Genomic DNA, 16,760 nt, shown 5'->3' on the forward strand with positions numbered 1-16,760 from the left:
ATTGACCGTCCTGGCCAATAAGGGCTTTTTAGTTAGTCTGCCGCTAGGGCATCGATTGGATTCAACTTTGCAGCGCGCCGGGCTGGTAACAGGGCGGCGATGAACGAAATCACAATTGCAATTACGATTGCAAAGATTACGTTCCCTGCTGTTATTTGAACAATGTTGTACTTAATCAACCCGTATAGGGCGTGGTTAATGGCGGCGGTCGTAATTGCGACGATCACCAGCGCCAATACCGCGGAAAACAGCCCGATGAAGACTGATTCCGACGTAAACAGGCGGCGAATATCTTTCTTCCGCTCACCAAGCGCCCGCAGGATCCCAATTTCCTTTGTCCGTTCGGAAACCGACATGTACATCGTCACGATAATCATCAAGGCGGAAACCAAGAGCGAGATTCCCGCAATTGCGGCGAGAACGGTCGAGGCTAAACTAACGTAAGTATTAACCGTCTTAAGCACCGACCCAACGGTAATCGAACTCAGGATCCGTTTACCGTTTTGGTCGCGCAAGTTATTGATCTTATCACTAACCCCTTGCACGCCCTCCAGGTTCTTCGCATAGACCGTCACGAAGTTGGCCTGGGTCGTTGCATTAGCGGCCCGCAAGATCTTCTTCATCGTCTGGTAGCTGATGGACGTCACTGCACTCGGCCCATCGGCGATCCCGGAGACCGTAAATTTCGCATTGACCGGAACGGGATTATTATCCTTATCCAGCCAGTTAAAGTTCAACTCGACTGACTTCCCGACAATTTTCTTGTAATCCTTTGCGTTGGTCAGCTGGATCGCCTGCTGCTTTGTCAGCAGGATTTCATCCTTTCCTGGCTTATGCCCCTGCTTAATTGCATCTTCAGTGACCGCGTTGGTCCACGTATTCATCGAAGTGCCGCTTTGCTTAGTGTCCTTGTACTTTAGCTGGTAGGCACTAACCATGATTCCCTGTTGGACCGATGATACCCCATCGAGTTTTTCCAGCCGTTTTACATTCTTTTCACTGATCATCATCGTCTGCGGGTTGGACATCATCGTCTGGCCCATTGATGACTGAATCTGTTCCTGGGTCATCTTTTTCCCGGTTGGGTTCTTAAAAACCGTCACCGACCGGGGGTTGGCCAGGGAGTTAATCTGGTCTTGGATATAACCATTGATCCCGTTGCCAAGGCCGCTGAACAAGAGCACGGCAAAAATCCCAATCGCCGTCCCCAGCATAATCAATGAGTTCCGCCAAAAATTATACATCAGGTGCTTAAATGCTGTCCGGTAACTCGCTGTGGCCGGTAAGACTTGCGGCGTAATCTTGGTTGGGGTTTCCGGCAACGGGTAGGCAGGATGGAGGCGCTCATCACCATCGATCTTCCCATCCGCCAGGTGGACAATCCGCGTCCCACTATCCGCAACTTCTTGGGAGTGGGTAACCGCAATCACCAATTTACCGTCTTTGGCGATGTTGTCCAATAGTGCCAGGACTTCCTTTGTGTTTTCAGCATCTAGGGCCCCGGTTGGCTCATCAGCAATGATTATCTGCGGGTCACTTGCTAGCGCCCGGGCGATTGCCACCCGTTGCTTTTGCCCACCAGATAGGTGGTTCGGGTGCTTTTTCACCTGTTCACTCAAGCCAACCTGGTCGAGGAGCTTAAGAGCCCGCTCGCGCCGTTCATCTTTATTGAGGGTGGTCATATCAAGGGCCACGAGCACATTATCCAGGACTGTAAGGTGGGAGATCAGGTTATACGACTGGTAGATGTACCCAACCGTTGCCCGCCGATAGCTATCTAACTGTTTTTCCTTATGGTGGTCAAGCAGCTGCCCATTGACTAATACTTCACCTGTAAAGTCCCGGTCAAGCCCACCAATGATGTTCATCAGCGTTGACTTACCGCCACCGGATTCACCAAGGATTGATATAAATTCGCTGCGTTCAAATTGAAGGTCAATTCCCTTCAAAACCGGGAATTCCTCTTTATCCAGGTAGTAAGACTTATGGATGTTTTTTAATTCTAAAAAAGCCATCGTATCCTCCCCGTTTTTTACTTATTTTTAATAATTATATCAATCCCACCCGGCGGTCGCTAATATCAAGCTTCTTCTTTAGATTTATTTATACTATTGCCTGGGAAATATCATCCTTTAGCGTTAGTTTACCATCAGTCAATTCGTAGATATTATCGGCAAAGTCACATAACCGAAGGTCGTGCGTTACCACAATTACCGCCTTGTTTTCCTTCTTTGCCAGGTCCTGGAATAACTTTCCAACTACCTTAACCAGGTCACTATCAAGGGCCGCCGTCGGTTCATCCGCCAGGACAATCTGGGGATTCGTGTACAGCGCCCGGGCAATCGCTACCCGTTGGTTTTGTCCCCCGGATAGTTCACCCGGATACTGTTTTAGTAACTGCTTGATCTTTAATTCTTGCATTAACTGGTCAAGCTGGTCAGCGGAAAGGTTCCCCGTCTTCTTAATCTTATCAACGAGCTTAAATTGCTCGGCAACATTAAGGTAGGGCAACAAACTGTAGGACTGGAGGATAAAGCCAATTTTTTCTAACCGTAACTTATCCTTTTTCTTTGGCGACATTTGCCGAATGTCAACGCCGTCGATCAACACTTCCCCTTCAGTCGGTGTTTGTAGCCCCCCGGCGATCGTCAAGAAGGTACTCTTCCCCGAACCAGATGGCCCGATAATTAAGTTCATCACCCCGGCCTCCGCCGTAAAGTTGACATCCTTTAGTACGTGAACCCGGCTGATGCCTTCACCATAGTACTTATTAATGTTACGTAATTCCATCATTGCCATTGCTAATTCCCCCTAATTTAACGCCTTCACTGGGTCAATCTTTACAATCATCCGAACTGGTAATAATGCCCCGACCATTCCGAGAATAATCAGACCAGCAGCCATCAAGACAACTAACGGCCAGTTCATTACAACTGGTACTGACATTGGAATCGCCAGTTTCGTAACTAACGTCAAGACAAGTCCACCAAGGACACCGCCAACCATTAACATAATTGACTGGGTAATCGTCGCTAGAACGAGGTGCCGCGCTGGAATCCCTTGTGCCCGCATTACTGCGTAGTGGCTGATCTTTTGCATCGTGAGGATGTAAAGGAAGACCGCAATGACGATTAACGAGATAACCATTAAGAAGCCGATCATAAATGCGAACGTATTGTTCTGTGCTGAGTAACCCGGCAACTTATTGATAAATTGCTCGGCAGTGTAGTGTTGTAGCTTTGGGTAATCCTTCTTGTTAAGGTCCTTGTCAGAAAAGACCCCGCTAGCAACTGCCTGGGAGTTTAAGCCCCGCAGTTCCCGCCAAGTAGGAAGGTCACCGTAGACAATCGAGGCAACGCTGTACTTCGCATCATTAACGAAGCCAACGATCTTATACTTTGTCTTTCCGGAATTAAGGGTCACCTTATCGCCAAGTTGGTAGCCGTACTTCTTCAAGCCTTCATCGACAACTACCTCATGACTATTGCGTGCCCGGTGTCCGCTCGTCAACTTAATCTTTTCCCGGGAAATAAATTGCTTATCATCAAGACCGATGAACTGGATACTTTCCTTGCTAGCACCCTTACTCTTGATGACCGCCGGTGTCTGACCGACAAGCGCCGTGTGATCACGGTCCGTACTTGGCAACTGGTCCTTTGTAATCAGTGACTGGCCTAAACTATCATTACTATTTTTGTTCAGGAAAACCGTTTCGGTTCCCCATTCCTTGACAGCTGCATCATTTTCATTCTGCAAGCCCAGCATCATCCCCATTAAAAAGAACATCAGGTAACTGATTAAGACAATCATGGCGACAATCAAGCCATAGTGAAGCTTTTCGTGCTTCATTTCCTTTAATGCTAAAAACATTATAATCCCCCTACCATTACAGTAATTTTTGCAAAGCTTTTCTTAACCGGTCCAACGCTGCTGTAGCATTAGCTGGATCAAGAAGACACCCCTTAATCGTCTCGTGAATAAGGACCATCACTGCCCATTCCTGAGCACTGTGGATTTTAATTTCGACTGGTGGACGATTTACCAATCCCTCGTTTGTCTTAAAATGAAGCCGGATAAGGTCGCGGTAAGGGCTCCCGTTGATCCCCGTAACGAACTCTTGAACCTGCTGGACATAATCAGCCGCGCTAAGGAGGTGGTCAGTACGCGTAATTGGCACATGAATATCTTGAATTGCTGTCCGGTACAAGTATTTATACGCATCCGTCAGATCGGCAAAGTACTTATAAAAGGCTCCCCGGGCAATTCCAGCATCCGCTACTATCCGCGCAACTTGGGCGTCTGCAAGGGTATGCCGGCTAAACTCATTCAACAAAGCCGTCGTAACATGCTGTTTTTTTGCTGGACTTAAGTTTTCAAATGTAGAACTTGGCATTTTATCTCCTCACTTCCAAGTGACACCGTGTCACCAAATCTTCGCCATAACTTTACCACCAAAAGTGACACCGTGTCAACTGTAAAACTAGTTATCTTACTTTGTTCGCGGTATACTTTAATTAGTTAACTTTGCAATACAGGAGTTTTTTCAATGAAAAGCCATCATCTTTCGTGGCCTTTACTCGGGACTGTTCTACTATGGATAATTAACGCAGTAATTTGGTCACCGCAATTACCGTACGCTAATTACAACCACCTCAATTCGCAAATGCTGGTCATCCAGCTAACGCACAGCTTGACGATCATCGCCGCCCTCATCGTCACGATGGTGGTCGGCGACCAGCTTAGCCGGACAACGGCGAGCCTTGCCCAGACGATCAAGTACTGGCTGTACACGGTGGGGGTAATGATGCTTACCATCCTGGTGGTTTGGCTAGGCTTTAACCGGTTTATCTACCATGACTTCTATCATGCACTCCTGCCGATCACCGGCAATACAGTCCCCCTTGCTGCTGCAATGATCATTGCCAGCCTTGCATTGCCCCGCCTGCGGCCAGTCATCGCTAAGGCACCGTTCACCTGGGCGATGATCCCGTTAGTCTGCTTAGCAATTACAAGCTTTTTTAGCCATGATCCTTTCGGCTTGCTCAACGGGAAGTCCATTAGTTTCTACCTATTAGTGATGGTGCTCGGTGTTGCTGGGTCACAGATAAAAGCAAAGAAGCTCAACATCCACAAGTGGACACTAAGCTTCTTGATCGTTAACTGCTATCTTGTGATGGTCATGCCGGATGCCGCATACTACACCCACGGTACCTTAGAGACTGCTAACCGTTTTACAATCCCCGCCTCACTCACGATGGTTGCCACCGCCCTCGGCCTGTTCTTACTCTGGCAAAAGAATATCCACCGCTTTGTCAGTGCCCAGCGCCACCGCAATTACTGGTTGCTGACCATGGCGATTTTCGTGGAAAACCCAGTTACCCAAAAGATTGTCGTCCAAAACGCCGCCAAGTCAACACAACTGGGGGAACAATTACTCTGGGCAATCGGCTGGGGGATCATCATTCTCGCATTAGCTTGGAAATTGCCAGCAATTTACAACCGCCTGCAACAACGGTTAGAAATCGCTGCAAAGGTCGATGCCTTCTGGACAGTCGATCAAGCAGCACCAGTTGATAAGCAACTGGCCAGCCACCTAAAACGAGTTCAACACTGGCTCTTCACTAAGTGGCCGACCATCCTCGCCCTGCTTTGCTGCTACGTGCTCGCACTAGCATCAATTTACCTGATGGGGCGACCATCCCTGTTCGTCAAACAATCAATGTTATGGTTTAACACCTTCTTGATCTTCCTGATTTTCAAGTTCATCCAGGGGCTGACAAATCGCTACTGGGTAGCACTGCTGACGACCATTATCATCAACGGCATCTGGATTATCGCTAATATTCAGAAGATGACCTTCCGCAACGAACCGATCCTGCCGTCTGAACTAGCGATGATTGCTGACGCAGACAGCTTGCTCGGGATGGTTAGTCCCCGCCTGGTTGTGGAGTGCGTAATCACCATCGTCTTGTTTGTCGCCGCCATGTTTGCCCTGGAAAAGCGAATTATTGGTCAGCGGGTGATTGCTAAGCACCGGATCTGCTGGATAATTATCACCGTCTGTGTATTCGCCAGCTCCTTTGGCTGGAACCAACACAATTCCCGCCTCCAAACCTTTGTCAGTGGGTGGGGAGATGTTCCGCACTTCATTCACCAGTCAGCCGGGGCACGGCGTAATGGTCCCCTTGTGCAGTTCCTAAACAACGTTGACATCACAATAATGAACCAGCCAAGTGGCTATTCAGCAGCAGAAATGAAGCGGATCAGCGACCACTACCAAGAAGTCGCCGCGCAAATCAACAAGGGACGGACAAATAAGCTAAGTGAGCAGACGATTATCTTCAACCTTAGTGAGAGTTTTGCCAACCCTAACCGGGTCCCAGGTGTCTCGTTAAAGAATAACCCGATCCCCAACATCGATAAGATCAAGCAAGACACCACTTCAGGCCTGATGGTCAGTTCGGGTTACGGAGGCGGAACAGCCAACATGGAATACATGACGTTGACCGGGTACGCAATGTGTAATTTTGCCCAAACCCTTTCAACCCCATACACGCAGCTAGTGCCGTACCTAAAACATAACCCAACGATTGTCCAAAGTTTCAACCATGCCGCGGCAATCCACCCCTACTCTAAGAAGTTTTATGACCGAGGGATTGACTACCCGAAATTTGGTTTCAACTCCTTCTCATACCTTGGCAATAAGAAGCACCCGATCCGGCACCAACATAAGATTGACAACAACACCTACCTGTCGGACGAAACGGCCTACGCCAACACCCTTGACCAGCTCAAACGTTATCCCGGTGGGCAATTCATCAACCTGGTTACGATGCAAAATCACTTGCCGTACAACCAATTGTACAAGCACCTCGACCAGTTCACCGCTACCGTTCCTGATAACGGGACAATCGCTGCCCAGGTTGAAAACTATGCCGTCGGGATTCACTACACCGACAAGGCGGTCGCCAAATTTATTAAGGAAATCGATAACATCGACCGGCCGATCACCCTCGTCTTTTACGGCGACCACCTGCCAGGCATCTACCGCAATAGCATGAAAAAGGACGGGTTAAAGCTCCACGAGACCGACTATTTCATCTATTCCAACCCGGCAGCCCGCAAGCAGGGGGCAAAGAAGCTGACGAAATCAACGAACTACGTTGGCCCAAACGACTTCATTGCAATGGCAGCCGAACAAACTAATTCAAAAGTGACCCCTTACCAGGCATTGCTTACCCAGCTGTTCCACCAGTTACCGGCCTATGCCGTCAGCACGCACACCGATGGGACCAACAGCTACAACTCCGCCCCAGAGTTCATTAACCAGCAGGGCGAGGTTGTTTCTTACAAGTCATTATCGAAAAAGCAAAAGCAGCTTTGGCATGACTACCAGTTAGTTCAATATGACCTAACCGCTGGTCGGCAGTACCTGCTCAAATATAAAATGATGAAATAAACAAAAAAGCACCTCATAATTGTTAACTGTGAAGTGCAAGACAAAAGTTAGACAAAATTAAATTATTAAGCTACTAAGGTGTGATTCCGGTATTCAACTGGAGTCATGCCTTTTGTTTTTAAGGTTATTCTGACATTGTTAAAATACTCTACATATTTTTGCGCAAGCTCGGTTAATTCCGCGATGTCTTTACATGGTGGGAAACCAGCCAGTAATTCAGTCTTGAATAAGTGAAAGAAACTTTCAACTGGTGCGTTATCTAAGCAGTTTCCTTTGCGCGACATGCTTTGAATAAACTGATGCTCGGCTAATTTTTGGGTATAGTAACCTAACTGATAGTGCCACCCTTGATCTGAATGAATGATTGGGTGAGCGGCATCAGGTAAATTGTTAATTAATTCTTTTAGTGTTCGTGTAATTAGATCCTTATTCGGGCTATTGCTAATCTGAAGGGCCAGAATTTCTTGACTAGCTTCATCAATCATTACTGAGATGTAAGCCCATTGACGATCTGCTAAGCGAACCTGTGTTACATCAGTATGGATAACACGGTAAGGTCGTTTCTCATTGAATTTTTGTTTCAATTTATTATCCGCAATTTTACCAATCGTACCCTGATAAGATGAATATTTACCATTACGATGGCGATTATATAAACTTACTTGAATGTTTAATTCGTGCATTAACTTGCGAATCGTATCACCAGACAAGTGTATTCCTAATTTATCTAGTTCCATTTGAATACGACGATAGCCCGCGATCCAACGCCCGCGAAACTGAAATCGCTGCGCGATTTGAAGAATCACTTTCTTTACTTCAGTATATTTATCATGATGATTAGCGATTCGGTTACGTTCATCATGATAGGTTGCCTTGGGCAGTTCGATAGCTTTGAGAATATCGCCAACCTTATAACGTTGTTTCTTTGGGCGTTGCGATTGATCGTCCCTGATCTGATCCACTATTTGGGTTTTCTTTCTGGCTTTGAGGGTCCGAACAGGGACAGCGATTTTTTTAAGATATCCCGCTCCAACTTGGTATCGTAAAGTTCTTGATTTTTCTTCGCTAATTCTTCCTTCAATCGTTCTAACTCACTTTTATTGGCGAGTTGACGAACCTGCTTCTTAGTATGTTTCACTTTAGACGGCCTACCTTTCGGGTGAGGCTTCAAGGCTGTAATGCCGTCTCGCGCAAATTGTGAGCGCCAAGTAGAGATTTGAGCTACTAAAATATCAAATCGAGACGCTACTTCAGCCATTGATTCCTCATGAGTTTGGTAGTAGTCTATCACATTTAATTTAAAATCAGTGGTGAATGTTCGTTTGTGTTGACGTTTTTTAAGTGCGTCGACACCGCTCAGCTGGTATCTTTGTACCCATTCAGCGATACGTCGTTCACTAATTTTATATTTTTTACTTAAATCATAAGTACTTTGAGAGGTTGAAAGGTATTCATGGACGATTTGGGCTTTCAGTTCCGCTTTATATTTGGTCATACAAAAAAGTGCCTCCACAATCATTAGACTTTTGTCTAACAATTGTAGGGCACTTCACTGACTAACAATTATGAGGTGCTTTATATTTATCTTTTACAGGATCTTTTCCTTAGGCTTCTTCGCCGCCGACCTTAACGACCGCCTTTGAAACCTTGCCTAACTTGCCGCTTACGAAGTCTTCTACGCCATCGAGGTCTAATTCGTGAGAGAAGAGTGGCAGTGGGTCAACAACCCCGGATGAAAGAAGCGCAATTGAGTCTTCAAATGTGTAAGGGTTGATGAAGGCACCTTGGATCGTAAGTTGCTTTTGGAATACGTCGTAAGTGTTTACGGAGAACTTGTCGTCAGGGTTACCAACACCGAACATCAATACTTGTGCACCACGAGCGGCAGCAGCAAGGGCTTGTTCTTGGGTTGCTGGCATCCCAACAGCTTCCACAACAATGTCAAATGCGTCAGCAGGAATTTCTTCCTTAGTAGTGTTGATCGTCTTAACGCCGAAGTGCTTCCGGTTGTTTTCAAGCTTTTCGTCTGAACGACCAGCTAAGGTAACTTCGTGAACACCACGGGCCTTTAAGATTTGGGCAAACAATTGACCTTCAAAACCGTCACCCAATACTAATGCCTTTTGGTATGGGTGCGTTTCAAGTAAGTCAACCCCGTGCATTGCGCATGAAATTGGTTCAACAACGGCAGCAGCCTTTAATGAAACATCGTCAGGAATTGGGTAAACAACCTTGGCAGGAGCAGTGAAGTATTCTTCAAAACCACCATTACGGGTAACACCAACCGCATCAAGGTGTTCACATAATTCAGGACGTTGTGTCCGGCAGTACTTGCATTGACCACAGTAGATGTTCGGGTCAACAGATACCCGGTCGCCTGGCTTAACGTTGGTAACAGCAGAACCAACCTTAGTAACAACACCAGAGTTTTCGTGTCCTAATACAATTGGTGGGACAGCAGATGCTGAACCGGGAAGACCAGCGTACAATGCCTTGTCAGTCCCACAGATCCCTGCGTATGCAGTGTGGATTAAGACTTCATCGGGCTTGATTTCTGGTTCATTAATATCTTGGATTTCGAGTTGCTTTTTGCCTGTTAAAACAAGTGCCTTCATATCAAAATACCTCTCTTGTGAATTAAATCATTTGTCAAGTGTTAGTATAGTTTGAAAACGCCTTAATTGTCAAACGCTAGGCAATTTTTCAGCACCTTTTTTGCGATGTTAAAACGTTAAACGTAAAATTTTTTTGCCCTTAAAAATGCCGATATAGCAGCGTTTGTTAAAAAATCACAAAAAAATTTGATTTTTTTATTCACCACCCGTCCAGCCATCGTCCCGATTTTAAAGTGAGCTTTTCCCTGCCTTTCTCACCCCACTTTTCTATTTCACAAAGCACCCTTATTTGTTTAATATCACCGTGACAATAAGAAGTATTTTCTACTATATATTCCTGAATTAGCCAAAAGTTTTAAATCTTTGTTAAAATATGTGGAAACGGTTACCGTCTATTAGGCACGTCAAAATTTATCCCTCGATTTTCCTTAAAAGTCCAAGAAATACTAATATAACAGTCATTTTCCATTGCAGGATATATTTTTTTATGTTAACCTAACAAAGTATTCGAAATAAGTTAATTTTTGGTTTACAACTTGATTAACAAAAATTAGAAGAAAGGTGGATTTGGCGTGGCTGACACAAAAAATCAACACCGTAAGCATCATTTGATTGAATATGCTAACGGCAAGTCACTGGAAGAAATCAACGGTACCGTTGAAGTTCCACAAGGTAAAGGTTTCTGGAGAACATTATTTGCTTATTCTGGCCCTGGGGCATTAGTTGCCGTGGGTTACATGGATCCAGGTAACTGGTCGACTTCGATCACCGGTGGGCAAAGCTTCCAATACACCCTAATGACTACTATCTTGATCTCAAGTTTGATTGCGATGTTACTGCAATACATGGCGGCTAAACTCGGGATCGTGAGTCAAATGGACCTTGCTCAGGCAACACGGGCGCGGACCGGTAAAGCATTAGGGATTATTTTATGGATTATGACAGAATTAGCTATTATGGCGACCGATATCGCTGAAGTTATCGGGGCCGCAATTGCCTTGAACTTATTGTTCCACATTCCGTTGATCCCATCTGTATTTATTACCGTTCTTGACGTTTTGGTACTGCTATTATTAACCAAGATCGGGTTCCGGAAGATCGAAGCAATTGTTGCTTGTTTGATCCTTGTTATCCTCTTTGTTTTCGCATATCAAGTTGCCCTTTCTAACCCTGACTGGGGTGGTGTCTTCATGGGACTTCTCCCATCAGCAAAGGCCATTGCCCAGCACCCTGAAGTCGGTGGAATCACCCCATTGACTGGGACATTAGGGATCATCGGGGCGACGGTTATGCCGCACAACTTGTACCTGCACTCGGCAATTTCGCAAACGCGGAAGATCGACCACAACGACCTTGACAGCATTCGGCAAACTGTTCGTTTCACTACTTGGGACTCAAACATTCAATTATCATTAGCCTTTGTTGTTAACGCCCTCCTGTTAATCATGGGGGTGGCAGTCTTCAAGACTGGTGCCGTCCAAGATAGTTCATTCTTCGGTCTTTATGATGCTTTAAACAACACCTCAATGCTTAGTAACCCAATCTTAATTGCCGTTGCTAAGTCAGGGATCTTATCAACCCTGTTTGCCGTTGCCCTGTTAGCTTCTGGGCAAAACTCAACCATTACTGGTACCTTAACCGGGCAAGTTATCATGGAAGGGTTCATCCACATGAAGATGCCTCTTTGGGCACGGCGGTTGGTTACCCGTCTTATCTCCGTTATCCCAGTTCTTGCTTGTGTTGCCATGACTAGTGGTGAAAACGCCATCCAACAACACACTGCGTTGAACTTACTAATGGAAGACTCCCAGGTATTCTTAGCCTTTGCCCTGCCATTCTCCATGTTGCCATTATTAATGATGACCAACAGTGAAGTCGAAATGGGTGAATTTAAGAACCGTCTCTGGGTTAAGATTTGTGGTTGGGTTTCAGTAATTGCCCTAACCTTCTTAAACTTGTACAACTTACCTGCAACCTACGAAGGCTTTGGCCTCTGGGAAAAGGGTACTTCTGACATCCTAGCTTACATCAGTATTGTCATCATTCTTGCACTCTTATTCTGGACATGCATCGAATTATACAAGGGTGACAAGCGCTTCGCTGCTGAAGGCAAGGGCTTTGGACAACACGAAGCTGAGATGAACGATTCAGCGAAGGATTAATTTAGCGAAAAAAGGCTTGAATTACGTTTGTAATCGAGTCTTTTTATTTTTATAACTTCCCGTTCATATTTTGTTCAAACTTTGTGGGTATAGTATAGATAATCCCTAATATAAATAAACCCCCTTACTTTTCTTCTATAACTATCCCCCTCAATAATAGCGACGAAGAAATGTGAAAAATGGTCGGCCCCTCATAGCCGGCCATTTTTCATGCTATAATAGGTAGCTGGATATTACTCACTCAAAAATATGAGGTGAAATCATTGAATAATCAAGACAATAATAAACGTCGCCCTACCCGTGTCGAACTATACGACACCCCAAAGCCGGGCGAAGAAAAGAAAAAGCGTTCTCTCTTTAACCGGAAGCCCCGCCAAAAGAAGGCCACCAGCACAATGGCTTCTTCCGCAGGGCAACGGCCTCCACACCATCCGAAGAAGCCAGCTAAGCGGGGGTCCCTCGGTATCTCCCGCCGGATGTTTAAGATCATTTTGACCGTCTTACTGGCCTTCTTGATTGTGATGATCGTCGTCTTCCTCGTTAAGCAACAGGACCCGGTTAATACCGAAAACAATGATGAGACGACGGTATCAACCAGCACATCATCACGGAAAAAGCACCATAAGAGCAGCAGTAGCAGCCATAAGCGCCGTGCCAGCGATGACGACATCCAAGACACTTATAGCTATACACCAAGCCGGTCGACTACTACTAATAATCACAGTGAAAGTACTCCGGCGGCGTCATCATCGACGTCACAGCCAGAGTCACATGCGGACCAAAATAGCAACAGCCAGCCGCAAAATAGCGGTAGTCAACCAGCAAGTAGTTCAAGTGCTGCATCAACGCCGACACAGCCAACCACTAACAATAGTCCGCAACCACAACCAGCTCCTAGTCATTAATAAAATTTTAAAAAGGGGCTTGCCAATCACCACTGGCGTGCTATAATCAAGTCAATTGAAGGATATGCACGTTACACGTCCTCCCCAGAGAGTGATGCACTTAGTGGAAGCATCGCGAGTGACATGTTTCGCTGTACCACCTTCCTAAATTATTAGCCGAGATAAGGCTAGTCGGATCGTGTCCGTTACCGCACCTTAGAGAGGAGACACTAGCAGTGTGTCCTAAAGATGGGTGGAACCACGCTAATTACGTTAATTAACGTCCCAGGTACTTACATAGTAGGTACCTGGGGCTTTTTTATTACATAAAGGAGAGATTTACATGGCTCAAGTTGCTGTTATGTCACCAGATGGATCAGTTAAGAAGATCGACCGGGACTCACAAGAAGGATTAGAAGCATTGCGCAAGCTTTCAGCATTAATGCTTAAGGCTGCTTTGAAGAAGGAATTTAAGGGAATTCGCCTTGGTGAAGTTAAGGCAGAAGAAGATGGCTTCCACGTTGATTCCGATAAGGACAACCAACAAGTTTCTGCTGATGAATTACCAGCCCTCGAAGACGTAATCAAGGGGATGGCAAAGGCAGATGAAAAGGTTGAATTCGTTGAAGTTGCCGTTGACGACGCACTCAAAGAAGTTGCTAATGACAAGTTCTCAACTGAATTAATCAACGAACACGCCAAGGATGGCAAGGTTGCAATGTACCAACTCGGGGACGTTAAGACTGTTGCTGAAGATGACATCTTACTTTACAGCAACCTCGTTAAGAACATTAAGCTCTTATCCGTTGCCGGTGCTTACTGGAAGGGTATGTCATCAAACCCAATGCTCCAACGGATTTACGGGACGGTCTTCTACAAGAAGGACGCCCTCGAAGAAGACTTGAAGAAGCGTCAAGAAGCTAAGGAACGTGACCACCGGGTTATCGGGAACAAGCTGGACCTCTTCTTCGTTGATCCAAAGGTCGGTGCCGGTTTACCTTACTGGATGCCAAAGGGTTCCACAATTCGCCGGACCATCGAACGTTACATCATCGACCGGGAAGTTGCTGACGGCTACAAGCACGTTTACACTCCCGTTTTGATGAACCTCGACGCTTACAAGACTTCTGGTCACTGGGAACACTACCGTGATGACATGTTCCCACCAATGGACATGGGTGACGGTGAAATGCTTGAATTACGGCCAATGAACTGCCCAAGCCACATCCAAGTTTACAAGCACCACATCCGTTCATACCGTGACTTGCCATTACGGATCGCTGAACTGGGGATGATGCACCGTTACGAAAAGTCTGGTGCCCTCTCTGGTCTTCAACGGGTTCGTGAAATGACCTTAAACGACGGTCACACATTCGTTGCCCTTGACCAAATCCGGACTGAATTTGCTAAGATCTTGAAGTTGATCATGAGCGTTTACAAGGACTTTGACATCACTGACTACAGCTTCCGGCTTTCTCTTCGTGATCCAAAGAACGTCAAGAAGTACTACGCTAACGATGAAATGTGGGAAAAGTCCCAGTCAATGTTGAAGCAAGCCATGGATGACTTGAATCTTGACTACTACGAAGCCGAAGGGGAAGCTGCCTTCTACGGTCCAAAGCTTGATATCCAAACGAAGACGGCCCTCGGTAACGACGAAACGATGTCCACCATCCAATTAGACTTCATGCTTCCAGAACGGTTCGGCTTATCTTACGTTGGTAAGGATGGGCAAGAACACATGCCAGTCATGATCCACCGTGGGGTTGTTGGGACCATGGAACGGTTCATCGCTTATCTGACTGAAATCTACAAGGGTGCCTTCCCAACCTGGTTAGCACCAGAACAAGTTCACATCATTCCAGTTAACGAAGATGCCCATGGTGAATACGCTGACGACATCGCAAAGAAGATGAAGGCGGCAAACATCCGGGTCGTTGTTGACCACCGGAACGAAAAGATGGGCTACAAGATCCGTGAAGCCCAAACCCAAAAGGTTCCATACACCCTCGTTGTTGGTGATGACGAAAAGAACAACAACGGTGTTTCCGTTCGGAAGTACGGTGAACAGGAACAAAACGAAATGAGTCAAGATGCATTCATGAATGAAATTCTCGCTGACATTGCATCATACTCCCGCGAAAAGTAATTAAAACAACAGAGCAATAACTGGGAAACCCTCATGAGCTCCGAATAAGTTAAAGCGGTTGATTGCTGGAAACCCTGGCAATCAACCGCTTTATTTTTTGTGAAAGAAATTTTTTTGTCAATAAATTTTCAGAAAGCGAAAAGTGAATACCCTTGTAGCAATCAAAAATAAAACGGTTACGGGACCTTCGTGAAGCTTTAAACACCCCTAATTCCTTTGTTGACAAGCTTTCATGAAGCCGGTATATTAATAATCGCTCCTCAGATGAGCAACTAAAATTCGTAATTAATCATTAAAAACAATCATTTATAATTTGGAGGTATTCACTTATGTCTACGATGAACGATTTATTTAAGGCAATGCACAAGCAAACTGTTGCTAAGCGTGAAGGTAACAACACTAACGGTTTTGATCTTGCTAAGAACAACGCTCCAGCAGGCATTGGTCAAGGCATCCTTAACGTACGTAAGTAATCACAAGATAATTTAGTAAAAAGCGGTTAGCCACGACAACTGTCAGTGGTTAACCGCTTATTTTTATCCGATAATTGCTATGCTAATTGAAACTCACTTTGCGACGGTATATTTGGGGACTAAAGCCACTATACCGCTTAAAGGCCTTCGAAAAAGTAAATTCATCCTTATAGCCAACCCGGTGCGCAATCTCCTGCACCGGGTTAGTTGTATTTTGTAGTAATTGCTTCGCCTCTTCCATCCGCAACTGGGATAAATATTTTTGCGGTGACAAATTCATGTCCTGCTTGAAAATCGTATAAAGATAGCTCCGCGAAATATTAATTTCATGACACAGGTTAGTAATGTTGCAATCACTGCTCCGAAAGTTTTCTTGGAGGTAATAAACCGCCATCTTTAGCTGGTTGTGTGACATACTCTTATCTTCAACCTGTTTATTAGGGTACTCCGTGACGAGATTATAAAACATCTGGTAGGTCAACGCCTCCACCAAGATATCATTGGAAAGCGAGCTCGGTGCCCGCAAGGCATCATAGAGTTGCCTTAGACTAGCAAAAAACTTACTATCCTGAACTTGTCGCAGGTACCGCTTCTTTGCCAGCATCGACCCCGTCAGCATTGTATTAATCTTGGTCCCTGAAAAGCCAATCCAAAAGTAGTTCCATGGTTCTTCCCCGTCTGCCTGATAGAAACAAGGAACCCCTTTCGGCAGGATAAAAACATCCCCCGCCTGCAGACTAACGGTATGCTGGTTGGCCGATGAAAACACCCCTTTTCCCTTTTGAATATAGTGAATGACATAGTTATCGCGGACGTTATTTCCCCGGTAAAAATAATTGGGCGGACAGTCATCCTGGCCGATAAATAAAATATTGCTCTCCAGACTCTTCCATGAAATACTTTTATATTCGCCGTCCATTTTGTCCCACCTAATAAATAATTTTGCCATCTAATATGGCGATTTGTTCACCTAGATCAATCAAAAACACCTAATATCATACTCTTTTCCTAGCTCTCA

13 protein-coding genes are annotated in these 16,760 nt (G+C 45.6%); 5 read left to right on the forward strand and 8 right to left on the reverse strand.

The genetic code is table 11. The features are described 5' to 3' along the window. Nucleotides 1-32: 32 nt before the first annotated feature. The 4 genes from CZ502_RS04940 to CZ502_RS04955 all read right to left on the reverse strand — a co-directional run bounded on the left by CZ502_RS04940 (nt 33) and on the right by CZ502_RS04955 (nt 4,393). Complete coding sequence (locus tag CZ502_RS04940; RefSeq protein ID WP_076460129.1) at nt 33-2,015, reverse strand: ABC transporter ATP-binding protein/permease; 1,983 nt, start codon at nt 2,013-2,015, stop codon at nt 33-35. A gap of 88 nt (nt 2,016-2,103) precedes the next feature. Then, complete coding sequence (locus CZ502_RS04945) at nt 2,104-2,799, reverse strand: ABC transporter ATP-binding protein (protein WP_076460131.1); 696 nt, start codon at nt 2,797-2,799, stop codon at nt 2,104-2,106. A gap of 12 nt (nt 2,800-2,811) precedes the next feature. After that, nucleotides 2,812-3,870, reverse strand: coding sequence for an ABC transporter permease (locus CZ502_RS04950; protein WP_076460133.1), 1,059 nt, complete (start codon nt 3,868-3,870; stop codon nt 2,812-2,814). Nucleotides 3,871-3,886: 16 nt separating this feature from the next. Continuing rightward, nucleotides 3,887-4,393 carry a TetR/AcrR family transcriptional regulator gene (locus CZ502_RS04955; RefSeq protein WP_076460134.1) on the reverse strand — a complete coding sequence of 169 codons (507 nt, stop codon included), beginning with the start codon at nt 4,391-4,393 and terminating at the stop codon, nt 3,887-3,889. Nucleotides 4,394-4,546: 153 nt separating this feature from the next. Between CZ502_RS04955 and CZ502_RS04960 the strand changes: the two genes are divergently transcribed. Beyond that, entirely contained in the window at nt 4,547-7,459 is a 2,913-nt protein-coding gene (locus CZ502_RS04960; protein ID WP_076460136.1) for an LTA synthase family protein, read from the forward strand. Nucleotides 7,460-7,524: 65 nt separating this feature from the next. On the opposite strand, the gene CZ502_RS04965 is transcribed toward CZ502_RS04960, so the two are convergent. The 3 genes from CZ502_RS04965 to CZ502_RS04975 form a co-directional block, all read right to left on the reverse strand. Next, a complete protein-coding gene (locus CZ502_RS04965; RefSeq protein ID WP_076459536.1) occupies nt 7,525-8,421 on the reverse strand; it encodes an IS3 family transposase in 897 nt (298 codons plus the stop codon). Next, nucleotides 8,421-8,954 carry a helix-turn-helix domain-containing protein gene (locus tag CZ502_RS04970; RefSeq protein ID WP_076459537.1) on the reverse strand — a complete coding sequence of 178 codons (534 nt, stop codon included), beginning with the start codon at nt 8,952-8,954 and terminating at the stop codon, nt 8,421-8,423. Before CZ502_RS04970 ends, CZ502_RS04965 begins: the two co-directional genes overlap by 1 nt. Nucleotides 8,955-9,063: 109 nt before the next feature. After that, the gene (locus CZ502_RS04975) at nt 9,064-10,074 is read right to left on the reverse strand and encodes a zinc-dependent alcohol dehydrogenase family protein (protein ID WP_076460138.1); all 1,011 of its coding nucleotides are present in this window, start codon (nt 10,072-10,074) and stop codon (nt 9,064-9,066) included. A 572-nt stretch (nt 10,075-10,646) separates the two neighbouring features. Between CZ502_RS04975 and CZ502_RS04980 the strand changes: the two genes are divergently transcribed. The 4 genes from CZ502_RS04980 to CZ502_RS10780 all read left to right on the forward strand — a co-directional run bounded on the left by CZ502_RS04980 (nt 10,647) and on the right by CZ502_RS10780 (nt 15,742). Beyond that, nucleotides 10,647-12,236, forward strand: coding sequence for an Nramp family divalent metal transporter (locus CZ502_RS04980; RefSeq protein ID WP_076460140.1), 1,590 nt, complete (start codon nt 10,647-10,649; stop codon nt 12,234-12,236). Between the two features lie 254 nt (nt 12,237-12,490). Further along, the gene (locus CZ502_RS04985; RefSeq protein ID WP_076460142.1) at nt 12,491-13,141 is read left to right on the forward strand and encodes a hypothetical protein; all 651 of its coding nucleotides are present in this window, start codon (nt 12,491-12,493) and stop codon (nt 13,139-13,141) included. 322 nt (nt 13,142-13,463) lie between these two features. Beyond that, nucleotides 13,464-15,269, forward strand: coding sequence for a threonine--tRNA ligase (gene thrS / locus CZ502_RS04990; protein WP_076460144.1), 1,806 nt, complete (start codon nt 13,464-13,466; stop codon nt 15,267-15,269). A gap of 329 nt (nt 15,270-15,598) precedes the next feature. Continuing rightward, on the forward strand, nt 15,599-15,742 hold the full coding sequence (locus CZ502_RS10780; RefSeq protein WP_200804219.1) for a hypothetical protein: 144 nt from the start codon (nt 15,599-15,601) through the stop codon (nt 15,740-15,742). Between the two features lie 82 nt (nt 15,743-15,824). Here the strand turns inward: CZ502_RS10780 and CZ502_RS04995 are convergent, their stop codons facing one another. Next, complete coding sequence (locus CZ502_RS04995; RefSeq protein WP_076460146.1) at nt 15,825-16,661, reverse strand: AraC family transcriptional regulator; 837 nt, start codon at nt 16,659-16,661, stop codon at nt 15,825-15,827. Between the last annotated feature and the right edge of the window lie 99 nt (nt 16,662-16,760).

The organism is Limosilactobacillus caccae (assembly GCF_900156885.1).
In the GTDB taxonomy this organism is placed as follows: domain Bacteria; phylum Bacillota; class Bacilli; order Lactobacillales; family Lactobacillaceae; genus Limosilactobacillus; species Limosilactobacillus caccae.

What these genes read in the sequence shown, in the direction of transcription:
- CZ502_RS04955 (WP_076460134.1), bottom strand. Translation starts at nt 4,393, where the DNA reads ATGCCAAGTTCTACATTTGAAAACTTAAGTCCAGCAAAAAAACAGCAT.
- CZ502_RS04995 (WP_076460146.1), bottom strand. Translation starts at nt 16,661, where the DNA reads ATGGACGGCGAATATAAAAGTATTTCATGGAAGAGTCTGGAGAGCAAT.
- CZ502_RS04960 (WP_076460136.1), top strand. Translation starts at nt 4,547, where the DNA reads ATGAAAAGCCATCATCTTTCGTGGCCTTTACTCGGGACTGTTCTACTA.
- CZ502_RS04940 (WP_076460129.1), bottom strand. Translation starts at nt 2,015, where the DNA reads ATGGCTTTTTTAGAATTAAAAAACATCCATAAGTCTTACTACCTGGAT.
- CZ502_RS04945 (WP_076460131.1), bottom strand. Translation starts at nt 2,799, where the DNA reads ATGGCAATGATGGAATTACGTAACATTAATAAGTACTATGGTGAAGGC.
- CZ502_RS04950 (WP_076460133.1), bottom strand. Translation starts at nt 3,870, where the DNA reads ATGTTTTTAGCATTAAAGGAAATGAAGCACGAAAAGCTTCACTATGGC.
- CZ502_RS04975 (WP_076460138.1), bottom strand. Translation starts at nt 10,074, where the DNA reads ATGAAGGCACTTGTTTTAACAGGCAAAAAGCAACTCGAAATCCAAGAT.
- CZ502_RS04970 (WP_076459537.1), bottom strand. Translation starts at nt 8,954, where the DNA reads ATGACCAAATATAAAGCGGAACTGAAAGCCCAAATCGTCCATGAATAC.
- CZ502_RS10780 (WP_200804219.1), top strand. Translation starts at nt 15,599, where the DNA reads ATGTCTACGATGAACGATTTATTTAAGGCAATGCACAAGCAAACTGTT.
- thrS (WP_076460144.1), top strand. Translation starts at nt 13,464, where the DNA reads ATGGCTCAAGTTGCTGTTATGTCACCAGATGGATCAGTTAAGAAGATC.